The following is a 15417-nucleotide window of genomic DNA, read 5'->3' as shown; positions in this document are numbered from 1 at the left end:
AGGAATTCCTTTTTCCGTCAAATAAAAAATTGGGCCCGGCTTTATAAAGCCGGGCCGTTATTGGGTAACTTTGTATTATTATTCAATATATCTTTCATTCAAGTCTACCACCACCGCCTTTAATACCTGTGGATCCCGGGAGTTTACTTCCACCTCTCCCCACACAGATTCACTGCCGTCGGAGTAAATCAACTGTATATAAGGACGCTCACCTTGATGGGCCAGTTTAAAGCAGGTACGCCCGGGGAGATCGGGATTGGTATAGAAAAAGTGGAAGCCTTTGATATAAGGTGTTTCCTGCCACACCTGTCTTACAAAATCAAGAAAACCCCGGGGGTTGACATGAAGGGTGTGCTTGTTATGTTTGGGCGGCCTGCGCGCGGGTTCCTCTACCGGAGGAGGTAAAAAATTCTCTGCCATCCTTGCAAACCGGAAGCGGTGCATGGTGTTAAACAGCTCGCCCATGGCATTTAAACCAACCCAGGTCGAGCCGTCATCATCTTTGATCTCGTCTATCAAGGAGTTCATCTGGGAACTAATCTTAATCTTTTCTCGCAGCAATATGCTTTCAGTTTCAAAATTCCTGAAGAGTTCGTAATTTTCTAGCCACAGTTCCATATCCAGCGCCACCGGCTGCGGGGGCAGTTCTATTATTTCCTGAAAGCGCTCAAACAGGTAATATACCGGGATGTCCAGGGCTTGTCCCAAAAGGCCGGCAAAGGAAATTTGCGCTTTGTAGCCGCCGGTGGCATTGATGGCCACCCTGTCTGCCCCGTATTTTTGCACTACTTTGCTTACTTCCCGCACCAGGTTTTTTAAGCCCTGATTGCGAAAGGTCTTGACGTTACTATCGGTAAGTCCTTTCAAAACCGTTACTTCCACTTGGGAAAAAACGGGATTTTTATCGATGGAATAATAGTGTTTTAAAAGTTTCCCTATATTATAGCCGTCAGGGGTGTCCGATACCAGGAAAATCCCTACTGCTCCGGGTCTCAGTCTGCCGCTGAGGTGAATGCTGTAGATGGAATTTATCTCCGCCCCGCACAGCCTGTCTCTGGGAGCCCTTTCGAAGAGCATCCTGGCAAGGCCAATCCAGTTTTTCTTTTGCAGGGCAGTTTTTAACGGGTCACCTTCCGGTAGCTGGTTAAGTTGGCCCAGGAGGCTGGTACCCACCGTGGAGACGAGAACGTCGCGCATCTAATTTCCTCCCTCCAGCAAAACACCATAGCCCGCCCGTGTCTTGGCGCCTACCCCCGGGAAGAAAAGGCCCTCTGCCAGGTACTGGCATACAGTTTCTAAAAGTTGTTCCGGTTCCGGGCTTCCTTCCAGCTGGGATGCCCTGCACGTATCTACTAGTATGAAAAAAGCAAAGGTTGCCTCGCGAACAGTGAGGAAATATACCGGGTTGGGGTCCTGCCACTCGCCGTTCTCGCTGTCCTGGGTATAATGGCAGTTCATGATATCGGTTTCGAATTTAAAGTTGCGGGGATAGGCATCCATAAACATGGCCAGTCCCTTGCTTTCTTTGGTGCCGAAAACCAGCTGCAGACGGCGTATCTCCTTATAAAGCCATTCCTTTATATTTGTGTCTTCCCATGATTTTTCACCCGGGACTTCAAATTTGTTGAACGCCGGCAGGGGCTCTTCTGCCATTTTTTGCAGCTGTCCCAGCAGGGACAGGCGGCTTTGGGAATCTCCTTTCACCCGGCCTGCTATAAGCCTCGACAGCGCGCCGGCCCTGGCAACTCCCTTGGTGGCAGAAGCTGGTATATAGGGGATGCCGAAGATGCGGTGCAGGGTGATGCCGGTTTCCAGCACGGTGGTTCCACCCAGACCTACAATCAAGGGGGCCCGGGTTGACAGGTCAATGCTTTCCGGCCTGCCACTATTAAAGAAGGTAGTATAGTCCTGCTGTGCCAGGGAAGAGGCCATTTTTCTTTGTCTTTCAATTAACTTGCCGGAAATTTGTTTGAATTTTTCTCTTTCCGCTTCGCTGGCGAACTTTTCGCAAAAGATTTTATAAATATACGATTTTCTTTTCTCGTCCAGTGCGCTGTACTTTTCACCAAAAAAGGGGACCATTTTTTCCAGGAAGAGCCCGGGATTGCTTATATCCTTTAGCAGTTTCAGTGACTTTTTTTCCTCTTTGCTTTCTTTCTTTTTCGGTACACTTTTCTTAAATGAGAGGGGCATGCCGGGGTGGGGCACTTTCCAGCTAATTGTAATAAATTTTTTATGCTTGCCTTTCATCGGCTGTCTCCTCCAATTCTGCCTCTACCATTCGCTTCAGCCAGCCGGCCAGGGCCAGGGCCTCTACGGTGGCGGCGCGATACACCCGGAAGTTGGATTCCAGAATAGAGTCCAGCAAGTTCGTCTTAGATTTGAGAAGAGGAACGGGCACTTCGTATAACAGCCATTCTGTTAAATGTTCCAGGAGAATGGCATAAGCTTTGTTTTTTTTGCCCCGTGATTTTAAATAGGCCACAGTGGGACCCAGGCCGTTGGTAATAATGAGGGTAGGCAGTTTTTTAGCGTAAGAGGTATAGTTCTTTTTAATATCATTACTTTCATTTTTAAGTTTATTAACTTTACTTAAAGTATATATTGCCCGGTGCTGTTCCAAGGTTTTCTTATCCATGTTTTCATTCATTGTTACTACCCCCGTTTTCCGGCATCAATAGTTTTAACGAGCAGAGCCCCCGGCCGAGGGTTTCATTGCCGCCGAACTGGTAAACCTGCCCGTCAACAAGCTCTTTCAGTTTTTTACTCACCGCCCGGGCGTTCTTCATATTCTCCAAATTCTTGCGGCGGGGGTTTCCAATATCAATAAAAGACCAGAAAAGAGATTCTGCGGGAACCATTTCTTCGCACCAAAGCCCTGTTTCCCTGGCAGTACCGCTGCCCTGGTCGATTTGCACTCGGTTTACCACTTCGGTGCAGAAGGTTACAAAGTCGCGAAAGGTATTGTCGTGAACTACCACCAGTTTTTCAAGAATATCGTCGCGGAAGGGTTCTTCCGTACCCAGGGCGTTTTCGCGTATCCAACTTGCCAGTTCTCGAACTTTATTGTTTACCACGCCGGAAAAGACAAACTCTTCCAGTATGACAGTCCCTTTTTTCTCTTTTTCTTTTACGAATTCTTTTACGAACAGCTCTTTTCCAGTGCAAAGGGCCTGTTCTTCCCCGGAAGGTTTAATCTCTCCAACTACATCATCAAGATCGTTAACACCGGCAAGGGCCAGTTCCCTTGACAGTCTCTTCAATACCAGCGGGCAGGTCAGCCAGGCGAACACTCCTGCAAAGGAGCGCACGGGAAACAGCAGCAGCTTACCGTCGGTAAAGGCTACCGAGCCCGAGTGTTCCGAGGCGTTGGCAAGCTCTGCGTCTTCCAAATCACGTCCCGGTCCAAATACAGCAGCTACTTCTTCTTTATTCCAGCCGCTTTCTTTTCGACGTAAGGCGCCGGCACGCAATACTCCTTTGATGCCGGAAGCCTGGAATACCGGAAAGTTGGTGATGCGCTCTCTCTGCACTGGTAGGTCGATATAAGAAAGGCTGGATCCGCTGCCCATGTGTACAGGTGTCTGGGCGTATAAAAACAACAGTCTTTTCATTTTTAAACCTCCTTGCCGCATATTGCCAAACCATAACCCAGGGTAGGCATTGATATTGAAATATGCCGGAGGTGGACAATTTCCGGCTCTCCTTTTGCCAAAAGCACGCTTCCAGCCGGCATGAGGGGTTGCATGGGTTTAGGGGTATTATTCCGGTAGTCCCACCCGCCGGCAAAAAGGGGCTTACCAGTAACTCCCGTATTACTGCCGAGGTGTTTCACATTAATTAAGCCAGGGGTGGCGAGGTACAATCTAAAGCTATTATCCTTTTTTGTTGGCGGGTTTTCCCTGAGGAGTGCCAGGGGATCTTCCTGCAGGACCTTAAAACTTACCATGCGCCTTTCGCCGCCGAGAAAAAGCCTCCCCATTTTACAGCGGGAGAAGTGGTTTTGTACCTTTTCCCACGCTTCGGATTTACGGGGGCCCGGGCCGATTCCCGCCAGAAGGCCGAAGGAGGGTTTCAGCCGCAGGTATCCCACGTGGAAAAATCCTCCCCTGTCCTGCCATACCGTGGAGGTACCGGGGTTGATAGCGGTACCCGGCCTGGCCTCGGCTTCCAGGAAAAATTCTCTCGTCTTAATTGCTGCCGGCCCGGGATTTTTTCCTTTTATCCACCGTGCCAGCTCGCTCGCTTCTATAAATCCCTGGGCAGGTTCCACCGGCTGATAAGAACGGGCCCATAAAACCGGCCTGTTAACACCTTGAATAAGCGGCGATTTTTTTCCCAGCAGTGTCAATCTTACTGCCGGCCCCTTTTCTCCTTTACGGGGAACCATGAGGTCCACGGGGACGGGAAAATAAGGTGCCGCGCTTTTGCTGGCTTCCCTGGCGGGAAAGGGGCCCCAGAACTGCAGGGGCGATTTTTCTGAGTCTCCCAGCAGGGAAAAGTCTCCTTTGAAAACTTTCTCGCCCAGGTACGTCCTCAAGGCTCCCGCTGCGGTGGAGGGGAGGGGCGGAAAGATACTCTGTGCCCTGTTATCCTGGCCGGCGGTAAAAGGCCTAGCGTCCCTGAATAAAAGAACATCCAAAGGTTTGAAAAAAAGCCATATTGTCCCGTTCACGCATTATCACCAGCCTTATAAACTAAATGATTTTCTTTCCGTTAACGGCTTTGATGTAATCATCCAGTACGGTTGCTGGCGGCAGTTTGAAGGTTTTTTTGCGGGCTTGCAGGCGGGCAGTGCCGGGCAAAAAGTTATCCTTGAGGCGCACCAGCAGTAAATGGAAACAGTTTCCGGCTTTCAGTATTTTTATAATGAGCGGTGAGGGGCGGCGGTTTACTTTCTTCTTCCCGTCAATGGCCTTTATTGCTATACCCTTTTTCAAAGAAGAAAAATAAAAGGGAAGGGGCAGCCCAAAGACCGCGCGCTCAAATGTGTGTTCAGGGTTTATATTTTTAATTCCATTAATAACCAGCTGTTTGGCCAGCGAGTAATCATTTTCCCGGTATGAGCGAAAGGCCTGCATAGTATATCCTATCCACTTAGTCGCGTCTTCCCAGTGGCGGAAACCGGAATTGAACGGTTTTATGGCCGGTGGTTTTTGGGGAAAATGCTTGTACTTTTTATAATCCGGCCTCATTTTTTCCAGCCATTCAGGGGTCAGTTCAAAGGGCCTAACTACGTAAACATCAAAACCTTTTTCTTTCTCTTTTCCTTGAATGCGGGAAACGGCTTCCAGGACGCCGAGGCGCAGCCAGTCTTCCCACGGCTCGCCCGGAGGGGGAGCAAAGTTTACCGGCAAAGGAGTGTCTTTGGGCTCCAGCTTGGCCACCCTGAGGGAGCCAAAGCAACGGCGGTTGCGTGCGCCGAAATTGCCGAGGTTTACTGCCAGCCAGAGGGAAGACAGTACCCTATTCCTGTCTTCGGGGCAACAGGCGGGGTGGAAAACCAGATCCAGCTCAAGATGCTGCCCACCGGGGGAAATAATACTTCGCTGGTCCAGGGAAAAGCCCAGGTAATTACAGCCGTTACTCTGCTCCATATTATCTCCGCGGTCAAAGTCCTTTGAAAAAGGTGTATCAGAGCGGCTTTCTTTCACCCTCACCCATACCAGCCCCGCCCCGGCTTTTTTATCTCCGGCACAACCGAACAACCTGTTTTCGTCTTCGTGACTTCCCCCGGCGGTTCTGAACCACCAGCGCAGCATTCCCTCAACCGAAGGAGCCCGCCACTCTGCCTTTTTCTGGTTAGTTCCGGCCATAGCCAGGGGAGTGACCACTTCAAGAAAGAACCGGTATTGTTTCACCCTTTAAGCCCTCCTTGTCAAGAAGGATGCCAGAAGAAGCAGGTTTACCAGCCTTTTCAAGTCTCCGGTTATTTTGAAGTATTCTTCCAGTTTAGCCAGCAGGCGGCCTGTGCTGCTTCCACTTCCCTTTGCCTTGCGCTTGAAAACCCGGCGGAGTTCTGCCAGGGCCACTTTGTTCAGTTCTTTTCTGGTATTTCCATCCAGTAAGTTATATTTGCAGGTCAGGGGGTTTACGGCCTCGGCATATTGCTGGGCCAGCCTGGAACTAATGCTGCCGTCGGCAAAGGCTTCCATTACTTCGGCAATCAGTTCCGTAACGCAGATCTGCCCCTCTTCCCACGAACTGCCAAAGAGCAGCTGTTCTCCGGAGCGCTTAAGCACCTTTACGCAGAAGGCCCGGCGCCCCAGAATGTTTTTGGCGTGCCTTTCCGCTTCCCTGGCTTCTTCCAATGCTGCCTGCAGCGGGTCCATAAAGTGGGCGATGGTCATGCCGGCGCTCATGGAAGCGCGCTTGCCCAGTTCTTCCTGGAAGGCCAGGTGAATGGAATAAGCCGCGTCCAGGACGTGTTCTGCCGGTAGTAGTGCCAGCACATCGTCACCGCCGCTGTATACCAGCTTGCCGCAATATTCTTCTTCCACCAGCCGCCGCGTGGGGCCCGTGGCAAACCGGGACAGGCGGCGTGAAAGCTCGGTGTGCCAGGAGGGGGACATGGGGTGGGACGCGGCCAGCAGTTCTTCAAGTTGTTTGTTATCGCCGTTTCTCAGTAACGGGTGTATACTTTCCCTGACGGTGATCCACTTGCGTTCTGGTTTTTCTTCTGCGCCTTTCAGGTCCCCCGCTCCCAACCAGCGGCCCATTTCGTCCCCGTCCATGATCAGTACGGCGTAATAGGTTGACGGTACAGGGAAATTTTTATGCTTGGACTTTAATTCCTTGAGGTTTTTGAGTAATTCGTCAAGATTCCGTTGCAGGTCTTTTATTCTCTCTTCCACCAGCCCGTTTTCCCTGGCCAGCCTGGGCGCGGCCCGGTAAGTTTCCTCCCACAGCCACTGGGCGGATATTTCGGGGACGAGTTTTACTGCCGGGACGTCTTTTATCCCGTCATAAATCCCATTTTTCTTGCAGGTGTTGTCCACCTCCAAGGCAAAGCGCTTGAAATCGGCTTTAAGCTCCGGATCCTTCTCCAGCATGCGGGACAGCTTCAACTTCGCCAGGGCCCCCGCCACCTCTACATTGGAAGGGTATTCAGCGGGGATATCTAACTGTTTATGGAACAGGAACGGCGCTACCCTTTTGGTCCAGCACACCGCGCACAAGCGCTCCGCTTCGGACAGCAATCCCTTTTGCCTGTTTCTCACCTTCTTCCACAGGTCATCGGATATCTTACACAGGGTATCGTAGTCGTTCCCCGCTCCGCCGTGTCTGCCCAGGGTATGTCCCAATTCCTCTCGCTTTCCGCACAAAGAGCACTTTCTGCCCGGCTGCATGGCAGGCACCGCGTTTTCATTCCAGCGCCACCCCTTGCAGGCTCCCAAAAGGCGCTCGGTGAGGTCGTAAAGAAGAGCATAAGCTGAGGTAACCACGGGCTTCTTGTAGTAGGCGTTTTGCATCAAGCGGCGTACTGCTTCCACCCGCGGGTTTTTTTCGCCGGAAGGGGTACTGAGTTTCTCGTACTCTTCCAGCAGGGCCTGAACCTGTTCTTTTCCCGTGAGACTTTTTTTAGGACTATTCCAGATCACATCTTCTCCAGCCGTGCTCCAGGGCACCGCTGCCCAATAGGATTCAAAGAAATTTTCTACCTGGGTTTTTAAAACTTTGCGGAAGTCCTTATTGTCTTCAACTTGCGCGAAACCAAAGAAAAGGTCCAGGGATTTCTGCCACAATTCCCGCCAGGCTTTATGCAGGTTATCCGTTACCTTGCGCGCCAGAACTTCCCGGCGGTAAAAGGGAATCACTGCTAAGAAGCGGTTGGGGAAATTGGCAGTGGAAAGGGCGCCGGTATCGAGGTTCAGGTATTCTTCTGCCCCAACCGAAAGTTGTTCCCGGAGCCACAAGTCTACCGGAGTTTGGCCGTAAAGGGAGGGGAAAATTATATGGTCAGGTCCCAGTTCTTCTACCAGCGGCTTCATGGCTTCCCAGATAAGGTAAGAAAGCAGGTAACTGCCGCTCCACAAATCCGCCGTTTTGCGGGCCGTGGCTATGAATTCCTGCACCGGGCCCAGGGTGAAGAGCAAAAAACCAGGACAGGGCAGGGAAGCATATATTGCCGAAGTTTGCACCGCGTGGGAGTACATACTGTGGTTGGGTGCTCTGGTATCTGCGGGGAGTTCCATCATTACATCCAGGCCGGTTTTCGCCTTTATGAATTCGGGGAGCAACCGCCACAGGGCGAGGAATTTAAGGCGGGAATCATTTCCTGCCAGGTCCGAGCAGTCCTTTAGGGATTCCCGGACTGCTGCATCCATATCCACTTGGGGAACCGCCACCTGACGGTAACATTTATGGAACGGGTCCACCACCTCTATTTTTCCGCTTTCCCGTATTTTACGGCCGATGGATGATTCCTTTTCCCGGAAATTCTCCAGAATAACGCGGCTCAAGGCAGAAGACAGGAGATCCGCCAGCCTGATGTTCTCATCCTGGGGACTTATATCTATTCCCATTTCCTTTATCCAAAATTCTGCTTCTTTTTCGTGATCTTTTCGGTGTGTCCATATATTATTTATCACTTTATGGGGAGGGTCGTGTAAGAAAGAGGCAATTTTGCCCTCCCAGGATACTTTAAACACTTTATCCCTCCTTGAGACCCGGTAACAATTACCTCAAATGGTCGCGCATTTTTTTAACAAATATGTTCCTATACTTACAAAATTAGCTATATTATTATCAAATTCCTCCATTAAGCTCTAGGTTAATATGAGAAAATTATACTGGTCAGCCGGGAGAATTTTTTTTCAAAAATAAGTTCTATTAGCTCAAAAAAAGATAATTCCCCTTGGGGAATTGAAAGTTCAGGAAAGCAAACCAGGGAGCCGGAATTTCTGGCTCCCTGAGACATTTAAATAATACGTATTTTGGGTATCGAAACTTTTTGCAAAAATTTTTCCGGTCAAGCGTCTTAAAATGTTACCGCGGAACCAAAGTTTGTTTCAAGGTATTGATGCGGTAAGAAATTTGCGGTGTCGGGAGGTGGGCAAATGTTTAAATTGGTTTCTTTTATCGGCACGGGCAATTATAAAGAAACTACTTACCAGTTTGATGAACTTAAAATTAAAACCCGCTATTTCCCGGTGGTGGCAGCAGCCATTTGCCGGCCCGGCGAGATATTGGTGGTTAAGACCCGGGCCGCCACCGATAAGCACTGGAAACCCTTACGGCAGGAGCTGAAAGAACGAGGGTTTCCCACGACCCGTGCCTGTGGATATACCGGACGGCAAAAGCAAAGAGGAACTGTGACAAATATTTAATATCCTGGTTGAGAGAGTACAGGGGGAGGACAGGGTGGCTTTTGATATAACCCATAGCTTTCGCTCCCTGCCCCTGATAAGCTTTTTAAGTGTGGCCTATTTAAAATTTGTTCCGGCTGGAGGAAAGGCGGTGTCAGGTCTTCTTCCAAGGTAATGGAGGAGACCAGGGAATGCTTGGAATTGTTGGAGGCACTATTCACCCGGGAAGAGCTTACATATCCCGGAGAGCCTCAAGAAGAAAAAGCGTCGCTTGTAAAAATACTAGTTACGCCCCTGGGCATGTCTCCAGGGCTCCTATATACCGCACTGACCCGTATAAGCCCCCGGCATATGCTGGTGGTGACCTCTGCCGAGGGTAAAGCCAGCCTCGAAAGAATAGTGGATGAGGCCGGTTACGGGGGCACCGTTGAGGTTGTAGAGGTAGGCGATCCATTTGCAGGTTTTGGAGAGTCGTCCCGGGTGATGGGAGAGCTGGTATCTTACCTTGAAAAACTGCCGCCGTTTCACTTATACGTCAATCTTACCGGGGGAACTACCCTTTTGCAGCATATGGTTTCCCGGCTGACTGAGATAAATCTGGAGAACTGCCGGGAAATTACCACGGTGGCCATGGTAGACAGGCGCTCCGCTGAAGAACAGCAAAGAAAACCTTTTGTACAAGGGGAAATGATAATAGTAGAATAGGCTTAAGCATAAGAAAGCAAAGGTGTTTCAATATGCAAGTAGAGTACGTGCTTCAATTATTCAACCGCATAATGCCCGGCAGTGTCTACCTGGTAGGCGGCAGTGTAAGGGACTTTTTGCTGGGGCGCGGGCCCCGGGATATGGACCTGGTGGTTGCCGGGAGCGCCCGGGAGGTTCTTCACCGCCTGGCGGAGACAGCGGGGATCAGGCCGGTGGTTTTGGACGCCGGGCACGATGTCATGCGGGCCGTTTTCCCCGGCGGCCACGTGGATATTGCCGGCCTGGGCGGGGGTAGCCTGGAAGAAAATCTTAAAAAGCGTGACTTTACGATAAATGCCATGGCCCTGCCCCTGGAATCTTACCTGCGGGACGGGGACCGGTGCCGGGAGATTATTGACCCCCTGGGAGGATGGGAAGACCTGCGCCGGGGGATTATCCGGGCCTGTTCTCCCCGTGCTTTTGAGGCTGATCCCGTAAGGGTTCTCCGCGGGCTGCGCCTGCAGGTGCAGCTGGGGTTTACCATTACTCCAGGTACCGTACAACTAATGCGCGGCCTGCAAAGGCCCTTTAATGCGGTACCGGGGGAACGGGTATGGGAAGAATTGCGGCACATATTGGAACTGCCCGGCTCTGCCGGGGTACTTCGCTTTCTGGACCGGGAAACGAAAATTTTAGAGCAAATTTTCCCCGAAGCGGGGCTCATGCGCCAGGTGGAGCAAAATTATTATCATGCCGACAATGTATGGGAGCACTGCCTTAAAACATTAGTTTATTTTGAGCGCATGCTGGAGGATAACCTTTTGCCCGGTAAATTAAACAAAGCTGTCCGGGAATACCTCGGGCAATTGCTCACCGGGGAAAGAAAGCGTCTTCCCGTTATTAAGCTGGCCTGTCTGTTTCACGATGTGGGTAAATTGAAAACCCGGGGTGAGGGGAAGGACGGGCGCATAACCTTTTACGGCCACCACAAGGCCGGCGGGCCTTTGGTCGAAAAAATGGGGCGGAGATTGAGGCTCAGCAGGCGGGAGATTAAGCTTTTACGCCTGCTGGTGGAGTGGCATATGCAACCCCTCTTTCTCTATAAGGAAAGCCCGCCCTCAACCAGGGCCGTTATTCGCTTTTTCCGCAACCTCCCCGAAGAAACGCCGGGCTGCCTCCTTTTGAGCCTGGCGGACGTAAGCAGCAGCAGGATGTCCATAGGGCGGGCTGACCTGGCCCGAATGTATGCCGGTTATATCCTGGACCTGTTAAACCGGTATTTCGAGGAAAAGGAGCGGGTATTGAACCCCCAGCCGCTGTTAAGCGGCAGAGACATCTGCAATATCTTTAACCTCAAGCCCTCCCCCCTGGTGGGAAAACTAAAAGATGCTCTAATGGAGGCCCAGGCCGAGGGGAAAGTCACCACCCGCCGGGGGGCAGAGGAATTTTTGCGGAAATACGCTGTTCGATATGTGAGAGGCAAAAAAATTTAAAATTAAAATTCAAGTAACTTTATATAAAGGAAGCTTTATGGTGAATTTTGCACCCCCGAGATCAGAACGGTCGACCTCGATCTCGCCCCCATGCTCTTCAATAATACGTCTTGAAATAGGAAGACCCAGCCCGGTACCGGTTTCCTTGGTGGTAAAGAAGGGCTGGAAGAGTTTTTCTACAAACTCATCCGGTATGCCGTCACCGTTGTCCTCAATTGATATGTGTAGTCTGGAGTCATTACTCACTCTTCCTGCAACTTTGACACAACCGCCCAGAGGGCAGGCCTGTATGGCATTTTGAATAAGGTTTAACAGTACCTGTTTTAGCTGGTCGGCGTCACCGTATATTTCCGGCAAATCAACCGCTTTATCCAGTATTAATTTTATGTTTCTATATGTGGCTTCACTTTCAACCAGTTTGAGAGTATTTAATAGCAGGGAATGCGGATTTAACCTGGTGGGCTCTGGCTTGCGGGGCCTAGCCAGCTGGAGAAAATTAGTTGTGATTTTATTTATCCTGTTTATTTCCTCGAGTAGAAGTTCAAAGTGTTCTTTAAGCTCAGCAATCCTTTTCTCGGGTTTTTGCAGGAATAGCTGGATGAAACCCTGAATGGTGGTTAGCGGGTTCTTAATTTCGTGGGCGGTGGCGGCTGCCATCTCACCCACAACTGATAATGTTTCAATACGTTTCATTTTGTCCTCATATTCTCGCTTTTCGGTAATATCATGAAGCAGGGTAACCGTCCCCGCATGGTTTTTACCTTTGGTTTGCAAGTGATTCCTGTTTACCAGGAAGTATCTATTATTGAACTTGATTTCTTTGTTACATATTTCTTGAGCGGAGAAGATTTCGTCATTAAACCCTGCACATTTCCAAAATTCTTTTTCCGGCATTCCGGTTATTTTCCGGAAGGGGAGGTTAAACATTTCGCGACAGATATTATTGCAGCTAATTATCCGGCCGGAAGTGTCACTTACTATTACTGCCAGGGGTAAGTTATCCAAAAGGTTACTGGAAAATGCCCTTTCCCATAATAATTTTTTTACAAGGCGGTTGTTATTTTCGCTTATTTTCCCGACGGTGTAATTCAGTAAAATGAATAGTGCTGTAATAATAAAATCCAATTCATACAGGTCCGGAAGATTGCCTGCCCGGTAGTCATTTAAAAAAATAAAGCCACTTATTATAATAGTCACTACCAGGCCCGGGCGCCATTCGCAATTAATGGCAACCAATACTACAGAAATAGCAAAAAACATCCTGTATTCCAATCTTTGCCCGGCAAATGCTAAAACCATTAGGGTAATTAATAAAATGATGGAAATATAGATAAGGTTGATTTGTTTAAGTTTGTTATCAGCTGTCAGTCTGAATTTTAAAATTTTTTTTTGCAGGGGGGTTAGGGCAAATATACCCAGGAATAGTGTTAAATATAGCAGGCCTGAACCGGTATAGATAGTTTGCATATTATAATCTGAAGAGAGCATTAACATGGCCATATACAGCATACATAAGAAAAAGTGACTGATAATAAAATTTTCCTGTATTTTCTTCGTATAGGAATCCAGTTTTTCCAATGCCATTCCCCCCTGTGTTTCTGGACAAAACCATAGTAAGCTTGATTAAAATTTAAGCTTGATATTTTTTTTCCATAAAACATACGCCGTTAGCAACATGGCGATTATATGCGGCCAGCCTAAAAATATCCAAAAAGTGCTTCCAGTTAAATCACTAACTTTTAAACCGCTTAATTTAAGAAACAAGAAGTGAATTGTTACTTCATAGAAAGCGAGGATTGCATATGATGTTGCTGCGAGGATTAAGGTTTTTGCCAGGGACTTACGAGTTAGCAAGGAAATTGAAAAGCCCAGCACAATAATGCCGATTATAACATGGAAGCCGAATGTTAGAGGCAGCGTGCGCAATAAACCGATGAGGCCGGTCATAAAGGCTGCTAAAAGAAGAAATTTGGATGCCGGCAGGCGGCATCCCATAAGTGTGAGCATGACCAGCATTAGAGAAATGATTTCCGGAAACCCTTGGAACAGACCTTGAATAAGCAAATTAAGTGCTCACCTCATTTAAGCTATTTTTTTAATGCATCGGGAATATCGGGTTCATACCAATGGCCCCAACATGCCCAGGAAGCGCCTACCTGGGCCAGCCAGAAAAGCACGGTACATAACACCGTCAAAAGTATCCTTTTCATCTTTTTTCACCTCCTCTCCGCCTCTTTGCTCTGTTTATTTCTAGAGAGAGGCAGTAATGAAATATCTTGAACAAGCATTCCCATGGAAACGGCAACCACCATTTCCGAACTTAATTTAAAAAAGCCGGCAAATAAAAATATTAAGACGGTGACCCATATTCCCCAGACTGCCAGTGATAGTTTTTTCTGCAGTTTCAGTTTTGTTTTGCTAAGGGACTTGGAGGCAACAACTACCGGGGCGTATTTGATGATACAGAAAAAGGTGGCAAGTACAACAAAAGCAGCTAAAAAGTATAAAGACGAGAGGGGCAACAGATGTCCGAGATATATGGAAAGGGCTCCTGCCAGGCAAATTGTGCCCACCGTGTAAATAAAACAAGCTACGGGGCCTGCTGAATGGCGCCCACCGGTGAAAATTCTCAGGGACAGTGAAGTTGTATATACGGTGAGAGTATAAGGTAATATGTCCAGCATCCAGGCTAAAAGGATTATGGTACAGAACGTAATAAGGTTGTAAATAACGAATTGCAGGCCATAGTAAATAACGTCCTTATCCCAGGCAATACCAGAAATGCTCGATTCCCGGGCAAGTATTCCTGCAAGTTTTTTAAGCGGTGCTATCATTTTTCTACCTAAATGCTTTGTAAAAAAAGATTTACAAAACAATTTCTTCTATAAATTTCTTTTAAATCCTTTCTTAATTTAAGGAAAATTTTGTTGTTTTAAGAGGAAAGCTATTGAAGGAATTAAACCTTTTATTGTTGAATGAAGTCTTGTTAAAATCTTTAAATGCGGTCATAAAGATTTATGAAGTCGGGAGGTAAGGGCTATGGAAAGACTTTGGGCGCCCTGGCGCTCGGTTTATATAGGTAAAGACCATGGCTCAGAGTGTATTTTTTGTGAAAAATTAAATTCTACTGAGGATGAGGCAAACCATGTGGTGGCCCGGGGGGATAAGACATTTGTTATAATGAATGTTTTTCCTTATAATAACGGGCACCTGCTGGTGGCACCCAAGCGGCATGTGGGTGATATAGAAGAGCTCAGTGCGGAAGAATCCCTGGAACTGTTTCAAATGACCCAGTGGATGGTCAGGGTGTTACGCTTGGCCTTTAACAACCCCCACGGCTTTAATATCGGTATAAACCTGGGTAAAGTTGCCGGTGCCGGTATACCGGGCCATTTCCACATACATATTGTGCCCCGGTGGGATGGGGATACAAACTTTATGCCTGTGATAGGTGATGTACGGGTAATATCGGAAGGATTGGACGAAACCTATAAAAAGCTTAAAGAGGCTATAAAGAAGGAAAGTGGCAAGTAATATCCCAAAAACTTCTAAAAATCTCTTCTTGACATAAGGCCGTGTATTTGGTAACATATTTTTTGCAGGTTTTAAGAAATTAATATTTCAATAATATGTGGTGGGTGTAGCTCAGTTGGTTAGAGCGCCAGATTGTGGCTCTGGAGGTCATGGGTTCGAGTCCCATCATCCACCCCATTATTTATGTTGGGGCGTAGCCAAGCGGTAAGGCAGCGGGCTTTGGACCCGCCATGCGTTGGTTCGAATCCAGCCGCCCCAGCCATTAAAAATACGGCCGCATGCGGCCGGTTTCGGGCCATTAGCTCAGTTGGCAGAGCACCTGACTTTTAATCAGGGTGTCCCAGGTTCGAGTCCTGGATGGCTCACCAAAGAACAAGGGTTTCGATATTTTAAAGTCG

At 48.6% G+C, this 15417-nt stretch carries 16 protein-coding genes and 3 tRNA genes; 8 read left to right on the top strand and 11 right to left on the bottom strand.

What is annotated here, in order from left to right; all coding sequences use genetic code 11:
• Positions 1-78: 78 nt before the first annotated feature.
• From ACX4JR_RS13205 to cas10, 7 genes are read right to left on the bottom strand one after another with little or no spacing between them, the layout of a single operon-like run.
• The gene (locus ACX4JR_RS13205) at positions 79-1197 is read right to left on the bottom strand and encodes a putative CRISPR-associated protein (protein WP_476058490.1); all 1119 of its coding nucleotides are present in this window, start codon (positions 1195-1197) and stop codon (positions 79-81) included.
• Positions 1198-2250: a type III-B CRISPR module RAMP protein Cmr6 gene (gene cmr6 / locus ACX4JR_RS13200; RefSeq protein ID WP_476058489.1), complete on the bottom strand. Its 1053-nt coding sequence runs from the start codon at positions 2248-2250 to the stop codon at positions 1198-1200.
• Positions 2234-2650, bottom strand: a complete 417-nt coding sequence (cmr5, locus tag ACX4JR_RS13195; RefSeq protein ID WP_476058488.1) for a type III-B CRISPR module-associated protein Cmr5 — start codon at positions 2648-2650, stop codon at positions 2234-2236. The genes cmr6 and cmr5 overlap by 17 nt, the downstream gene beginning before the upstream one ends.
• A complete protein-coding gene (gene cmr4 / locus ACX4JR_RS13190; RefSeq protein WP_476058487.1) occupies positions 2643-3614 on the bottom strand; it encodes a type III-B CRISPR module RAMP protein Cmr4 in 972 nt (323 codons plus the stop codon). The genes cmr5 and cmr4 overlap by 8 nt, the downstream gene beginning before the upstream one ends.
• 2 nt (positions 3615-3616) lie before the next feature.
• Positions 3617-4675 (bottom strand): type III-B CRISPR module-associated protein Cmr3, encoded by a 1059-nt coding sequence (gene cmr3, locus ACX4JR_RS13185; protein ID WP_476058486.1) that lies wholly within the window; start codon positions 4673-4675, stop codon positions 3617-3619.
• Between the two features lie 22 nt (positions 4676-4697).
• On the bottom strand, positions 4698-5861 hold the full coding sequence (gene cmr1, locus ACX4JR_RS13180; protein WP_476058485.1) for a type III-B CRISPR module RAMP protein Cmr1: 1164 nt from the start codon (positions 5859-5861) through the stop codon (positions 4698-4700).
• Positions 5862-5864: 3 nt separating this feature from the next.
• The gene (gene cas10, locus ACX4JR_RS13175) at positions 5865-8651 is read right to left on the bottom strand and encodes a type III-B CRISPR-associated protein Cas10/Cmr2 (RefSeq protein ID WP_476058484.1); all 2787 of its coding nucleotides are present in this window, start codon (positions 8649-8651) and stop codon (positions 5865-5867) included.
• A 408-nt stretch (positions 8652-9059) separates the two neighbouring features.
• On the opposite strand from cas10, the gene ACX4JR_RS13170 reads away from it, so the two are divergent.
• From ACX4JR_RS13170 to ACX4JR_RS13155, 4 genes are read left to right on the top strand one after another with little or no spacing between them, the layout of a single operon-like run.
• Positions 9060-9329 (top strand): hypothetical protein, encoded by a 270-nt coding sequence (locus ACX4JR_RS13170; protein WP_476058483.1) that lies wholly within the window; start codon positions 9060-9062, stop codon positions 9327-9329.
• A 34-nt stretch (positions 9330-9363) separates the two neighbouring features.
• Positions 9364-9483, top strand: a complete 120-nt coding sequence (locus ACX4JR_RS13165; protein ID WP_476058482.1) for a CRISPR-associated DxTHG motif protein — start codon at positions 9364-9366, stop codon at positions 9481-9483.
• Positions 9483-10013 carry a hypothetical protein gene (locus ACX4JR_RS13160; protein ID WP_476058481.1) on the top strand — a complete coding sequence of 177 codons (531 nt, stop codon included), beginning with the start codon at positions 9483-9485 and terminating at the stop codon, positions 10011-10013. The genes ACX4JR_RS13165 and ACX4JR_RS13160 overlap by 1 nt, the downstream gene beginning before the upstream one ends.
• Before the next feature lie 32 nt (positions 10014-10045).
• The gene (locus tag ACX4JR_RS13155) at positions 10046-11485 is read left to right on the top strand and encodes a CCA tRNA nucleotidyltransferase (protein ID WP_476058480.1); all 1440 of its coding nucleotides are present in this window, start codon (positions 10046-10048) and stop codon (positions 11483-11485) included.
• 9 nt (positions 11486-11494) lie between these two features.
• Here ACX4JR_RS13155 and ACX4JR_RS13150 read toward each other — a convergent pair whose 3' ends face one another.
• Genes ACX4JR_RS13150 through ACX4JR_RS13135 form a run of 4 tightly spaced genes read right to left on the bottom strand, consistent with a single transcriptional unit; the run spans position 11495 to position 14319 of the window.
• On the bottom strand, positions 11495-13063 hold the full coding sequence (locus tag ACX4JR_RS13150) for a two-component system sensor histidine kinase NtrB (protein WP_476058479.1): 1569 nt from the start codon (positions 13061-13063) through the stop codon (positions 11495-11497).
• A gap of 45 nt (positions 13064-13108) precedes the next feature.
• A complete protein-coding gene (locus ACX4JR_RS13145) occupies positions 13109-13549 on the bottom strand; it encodes a hypothetical protein (protein ID WP_476058478.1) in 441 nt (146 codons plus the stop codon).
• A gap of 23 nt (positions 13550-13572) precedes the next feature.
• Positions 13573-13695 carry a cyclic lactone autoinducer peptide gene (locus ACX4JR_RS13140; RefSeq protein WP_476058477.1) on the bottom strand — a complete coding sequence of 41 codons (123 nt, stop codon included), beginning with the start codon at positions 13693-13695 and terminating at the stop codon, positions 13573-13575.
• Between the two features lie 6 nt (positions 13696-13701).
• The gene (locus ACX4JR_RS13135; protein ID WP_476058476.1) at positions 13702-14319 is read right to left on the bottom strand and encodes an accessory gene regulator B family protein; all 618 of its coding nucleotides are present in this window, start codon (positions 14317-14319) and stop codon (positions 13702-13704) included.
• A gap of 205 nt (positions 14320-14524) precedes the next feature.
• Here ACX4JR_RS13135 and ACX4JR_RS13130 point away from each other — a divergent pair, with 205 nt between their 5' ends.
• The 4 genes from ACX4JR_RS13130 (at position 14525) to ACX4JR_RS13115 (ending at position 15387) form a co-directional block, all read left to right on the top strand.
• A complete protein-coding gene (locus tag ACX4JR_RS13130) occupies positions 14525-15019 on the top strand; it encodes an HIT family protein (protein ID WP_476058475.1) in 495 nt (164 codons plus the stop codon).
• Positions 15020-15119: 100 nt separating this feature from the next.
• Positions 15120-15196: transfer RNA gene (locus tag ACX4JR_RS13125), tRNA-His, on the top strand.
• Between the two features lie 10 nt (positions 15197-15206).
• A tRNA-Gln gene (locus ACX4JR_RS13120) sits at positions 15207-15281 on the top strand.
• Positions 15282-15311: 30 nt separating this feature from the next.
• Positions 15312-15387 (top strand) — tRNA-Lys (locus ACX4JR_RS13115).
• Positions 15388-15417 lie beyond the last annotated feature (30 nt).

It is taken from the genome of Desulfofundulus sp. JL263-se (genome assembly GCF_056316025.1).
The sequence above is the reverse complement of the archived record's forward strand: the minus strand, read 5'-3'. Positions and strand labels throughout refer to the sequence as shown.

What these genes read in the sequence shown, in the direction of transcription:
- ACX4JR_RS13205 (WP_476058490.1), bottom strand. Translation starts at nt 1,197, where the DNA reads ATGCGCGACGTTCTCGTCTCCACGGTGGGTACCAGCCTCCTGGGCCAA.
- cmr6 (WP_476058489.1), bottom strand. Translation starts at nt 2,250, where the DNA reads ATGAAAGGCAAGCATAAAAAATTTATTACAATTAGCTGGAAAGTGCCC.
- cmr5 (WP_476058488.1), bottom strand. Translation starts at nt 2,650, where the DNA reads ATGAATGAAAACATGGATAAGAAAACCTTGGAACAGCACCGGGCAATA.
- cmr4 (WP_476058487.1), bottom strand. Translation starts at nt 3,614, where the DNA reads ATGAAAAGACTGTTGTTTTTATACGCCCAGACACCTGTACACATGGGC.
- ACX4JR_RS13170 (WP_476058483.1), top strand. Translation starts at nt 9,060, where the DNA reads ATGTTTAAATTGGTTTCTTTTATCGGCACGGGCAATTATAAAGAAACT.
- ACX4JR_RS13160 (WP_476058481.1), top strand. Translation starts at nt 9,483, where the DNA reads ATGGAGGAGACCAGGGAATGCTTGGAATTGTTGGAGGCACTATTCACC.
- ACX4JR_RS13155 (WP_476058480.1), top strand. Translation starts at nt 10,046, where the DNA reads ATGCAAGTAGAGTACGTGCTTCAATTATTCAACCGCATAATGCCCGGC.
- ACX4JR_RS13140 (WP_476058477.1), bottom strand. Translation starts at nt 13,695, where the DNA reads ATGAAAAGGATACTTTTGACGGTGTTATGTACCGTGCTTTTCTGGCTG.
- ACX4JR_RS13135 (WP_476058476.1), bottom strand. Translation starts at nt 14,319, where the DNA reads ATGATAGCACCGCTTAAAAAACTTGCAGGAATACTTGCCCGGGAATCG.
- ACX4JR_RS13130 (WP_476058475.1), top strand. Translation starts at nt 14,525, where the DNA reads ATGGAAAGACTTTGGGCGCCCTGGCGCTCGGTTTATATAGGTAAAGAC.